The 4,001-nt window shown below is 39.3% G+C and carries 6 protein-coding genes; 1 reads left to right on the top strand and 5 read right to left on the bottom strand.

The annotated features are described in order from the left end of the window. The 4 genes from Q1V93_RS09705 to dapA form a co-directional block, all read right to left on the bottom strand. Window positions 1–347 (bottom strand): DHH family phosphoesterase (locus Q1V93_RS09705; protein ID WP_300664180.1); only part of this gene is annotated, 347 nt, incomplete at its 3' end. 140 nt (window positions 348–487) lie between these two features. Further along, on the bottom strand, window positions 488–970 hold the full coding sequence (locus Q1V93_RS09710; RefSeq protein WP_300664182.1) for a hypothetical protein: 483 nt from the start codon (window positions 968–970) through the stop codon (window positions 488–490). Between the two features lie 10 nt (window positions 971–980). Continuing rightward, window positions 981–1,844 (bottom strand): hypothetical protein, encoded by an 864-nt coding sequence (locus tag Q1V93_RS09715; RefSeq protein WP_300664184.1) that lies wholly within the window; start codon window positions 1,842–1,844, stop codon window positions 981–983. Between the two features lie 413 nt (window positions 1,845–2,257). Next, window positions 2,258–3,133: a 4-hydroxy-tetrahydrodipicolinate synthase gene (gene dapA / locus Q1V93_RS09720; RefSeq protein WP_300664186.1), complete on the bottom strand. Its 876-nt coding sequence runs from the start codon at window positions 3,131–3,133 to the stop codon at window positions 2,258–2,260. Between the two features lie 244 nt (window positions 3,134–3,377). Between dapA and Q1V93_RS09725 the strand changes: the two genes are divergently transcribed. Continuing rightward, complete coding sequence (locus tag Q1V93_RS09725; protein WP_300664188.1) at window positions 3,378–3,707, top strand: hypothetical protein; 330 nt, start codon at window positions 3,378–3,380, stop codon at window positions 3,705–3,707. Here the strand turns inward: Q1V93_RS09725 and Q1V93_RS09730 are convergent. Next, window positions 3,699–4,001: BRCT domain-containing protein (locus Q1V93_RS09730; RefSeq protein ID WP_367183786.1), on the bottom strand; the 303-nt coding region annotated here is incomplete at its 5' end. The two genes, Q1V93_RS09725 and Q1V93_RS09730, sit on opposite strands and share 9 nt — an antisense overlap.

Here is a 4,001-nt window from a genome sequence, read left to right on the forward strand (position 1 = left end):
ATTACTTTTTGCGCTTTTGATTCCACCAGAAACGGCTGCATCACATCTCCTACGCGCGAAGGCTCATTGTAATCCAGGCAAAAGATCAGATCTGCCTGAGCAAGCGCTTCTTTTGCTTTTCCCGAATTTCTTTCGAAATCAATGATTTCTTCCTGTCCCTGGATCCAATGCAAAAAAGTTGGCGCAGGATCAGGATGAACTACACGAACAGATTTATTCCACTTTTTGAAAAGATGAAACAAAGCAAGTGAACTTCCAATTGAATCTCCGTCGGGAGATTTGTGGGATGTAATGACAATGGATTGAGCTTGTTCAACAAGCTTCAGTATTTCGTGTGATGGATTCATTTTAAAGTTTAAATGTTAAAAGGGTTCAATTTACTTTGTGCGAAACACATTGAACTTTTTCACTTTTGAACTTTTCATCTTTTAAATAAGAAAAGCCCCGCAAATTTACGAGGCTTTTGGAATAAAGTTCTAAAGAACGATTAAAATCCTGTTTTTACAGAACGTTTTGTTTCAATGATCACTCCAACACAAGCATGCTTCTTCTTATCGCCGCCGGTTATTGAAACATTGATGAATATTTTGCGGGATGTATCTGAAATAAACTCCAGTGCTTCGGAACCGGAAGTAGCCAGCACTTTCTTTACTTTCTTAAAGATTTCCTTGTCTCCCTCCATTTTCTTTTCCACCACCATTTCATAGATTTCGTAGTTCAATGTTCCTACGCTTCCTTCTCCTAAAACGGTTGTTAATCTGTAATCCAATCCGGCATGTGCAATGAATGACATTTCATAAGATTCATCTGCTGCGATGGCCCCGGAGCGCGATTGAGAGCTTAAATTATACTCATCTTTATTTTTTTTCTTTTTCAGGAACGTTTCTACCGGTGGACATTGAGCAATCCCGATAATCATCGGGGCAAAGACAAATCCGAACAACAGGGCGAATGTTACAATAAATTTCATGTTTAAAAATTTAAGCGGTTATAATTTTTGTTCGTATTTCAGCAATCTTTTTAGCTAATGCATCGAAACATTTCTGAGTCATTTTGCAGTTGTCTCCTCCGGAAAAAGTGAGTTTCCCATTTGAGTTCTGAACTTTTGTTTCCCCGGAACTGCAATCCATTTGTTCGAAAATTTTCAGGACTTCTTCGATTTTAACGGAGTATTCCTTCACTGCTTCATTGTCCTGGTAACTCACCAAAAATTCCAACAAATTTTCAGCAACCAGTTTCTGATCTGCCAGTGCCTGGTCCAATTTCGGTGATTTACTGAATCCTTTAGAGCTTCCGATCATTAAGTGCATCGACTCAATCCATCCGCCAACAAGCATCAAAGAAAGCTCATCGCCTTTGTCGATCTCAATCAGGCGTTGAAATGTGCGGTTGTAAATATCATCACTCAATTTAAACAGCGAATCTGCATTTCCATCCCATTTCTTTGCCAATTCGCCTAATTCGTTTCCGAAAACCTGCGCAACTCCAATATCGGATCCCAATTTCTCCAGCTTGCCGAAATAATTCAGGTATTTGTTGGTTTCATTGAATGATGTTAAATAAGCCACATCAGCCGTATAAACTCCGAAATTCAATGCTTTTTGAGATGAACTGGAATACTTGTCAGCCAAAGCCGGATCGTGCAGGATTTTCGTGTTTTTCACGGCATCCATCTTGGAAATCAAAGCGAATTGCTCCGAAGGAGATGGAATATTGTAGTTTACATTAGCAGCATCAACGGTTTCCTGTTCCTCTATTGTTGCAATTTCCTGTTTTTCTTCCCCGGAACCACATCCATAAGCAAACATCAACAAGGCGCTAACTAAGATTAGTTTGTTTTTCATCATTGAGTATTTAGATGCGAATCTATTAATTTTCAATCAATAAGAAATTGGTTTGTGTATTTTTTTTGTCTGTCGTGAAGATTTATTACTGATGTATCAAGCAAAATCACACGATTGAATACGCTTTCACAAAAGCAATGGAGCTTCCACTACTTGTGGAAACTCCCGGTTGAGATAATGATTGCTTTTGTTGATGAATAATTGGTGGTTGATAACGAAAAGGCTTACGTTGTTGTGAATGGTGATACAAAGATCGCACCCAGCAACGTAAGCTATTTACGGTTAAAAACCGTCTTGAAAACATTTTTATAAAATTATGTGAAATCATTGATTTACAAGGTGTTTAAACAAAAAAAAGACCACTCAATCAAGCAATCTTTTTCGTGTCATCATCTTCATAAAGAAGAGGTATTTTATCCAACCAATTTCTTTGTTTCAGCAATAATTTTTGCTTTCAACCCATCTGAAACCTGCATCAACGGAAGGCGCATGGTTGGTTTCATCCACCCCAATTCTTCCAATGCAATTTTCACTCCGCCTGGATTTCCTTCTGCAAAAAGCAATTTTGTAATTGGCAACAGATCGTAATGGTATTTTCTGGCTGTTTCCATGTCTCCGTTCAAAGCACTTGAAACCATTTTACTGAAATGAGCCGGGAATGAATTTGCCACTACTGAAATCACTCCATCCGCTCCGGCAGCAATCAAAGGCATGGTAATCGCATCATCTCCTGAAAGAACTAAAAATCCTTCCGGTTTGCAGCGAATAATTTCCATAATCTGTTCCATGTTCCCGGAAGCTTCCTTCATGGCAACGATGTTTTTTACTTCAGCCAATTCCAGGGTCGTTTCAGCCAATACGTTTGAACCCGTTCTTCCCGGAACGTTGTATAAAATAATCGGAAGATCTGTATTGTCAGCCAACATCTTGTAATGAGCAATGTATCCTGGCTGCGTTGGCTTGTTGTAATATGGTGCAACCGAAAGAATTCCGTCAACTCCCTGCGGAATATTTTTAAACGCTTCTACAACCGCCAACGTGTTGTTTCCTCCCACTCCGTAAACAATCGGAAGTGCTCCGTTATTTTCTTCCTGTACGGTTTCCAATACCTGTTTCTTTTCAGCACTATTTAAAGTTGGAGATTCACCGGTAGTTCCCTGAACCACCAAATAATTTGTCCCTCCCGAGATTTGTTCGCGTACCAATCTGCGCAATGCAGGAAAGTCGATCGACATGTCTGCATTAAACGGAGTAACCAATGCAACTCCGGCTCCTTTAAATAGATTCATTTCGTTTGTTTTTAAATGCTAAAACGTAAAACAAAATTACGGATTTTTCGAGCGATTGATTGCTGTCGAAAATAAAATATTTCATCACGGGGAGAAGGTTTATTATCGGGTGGTTTGTTTCGCGGGCGCGCATACAAGTAATATATTCCTTTTTTTTGACTAACCCTTCCAGGGTTGTAAACCCTGGAACAAATTTTGGCATTTATTCGGACCGGTAAATTGTGTTCATTCTTACCTTTGCCACATGGTAACAAATCAATTTCCATTTCGGGTACTTTTCTGCTTTGAAAATGAGTTTCAGATCGTGATCGAAATCAAACGAACGGATATTCAATCAGAAGACAAAAGCCTTGTTTACAAATGGCTCAAAATCACCAAGAGTCCGGTTGAAATTCAAGCACTCAGTTTCCGGTCGATGGATATTTCCGGCGAAAACCAAACACGCACTTTTGCAGAAGGAACACTGAAATGGAATTCAGAATCATCCTCATTCAATGAAGAAACTATGACTTCGGTTCAGACCGAACAAACAGGTATTCAATGGCTGGAACGAATCGCGGATTTTTTAGTTTGAAATCATTTGAATGAAATCGGCTTCAGAAATAATCGGAATGCCCAAAGAACTTGCTTTTTCCAGTTTTGCAGGTCCCATATTTTCTCCTGCCAGCACATAAGATGTTTTTGCGGAAATCGAACCAACATTCTTTCCTCCGTTCTTTTCGATCAATTCCTTGATTTCATCCCGGCTGAATTGTGAAAACACTCCTGACACAACAAAGGTTTTGCCTTCAAGCGTATTCGAATCCAAAGCCACTTCTTCTATTTCGAACTGCAATCCGGCTTGTTTCAAACGTTCAATGGTTTGAAT

The sequence above is a fragment of the Fluviicola sp. genome, from assembly GCF_030151805.1.
Lineage (GTDB): Bacteria > Bacteroidota > Bacteroidia > Flavobacteriales_D > Crocinitomicaceae > Fluviicola.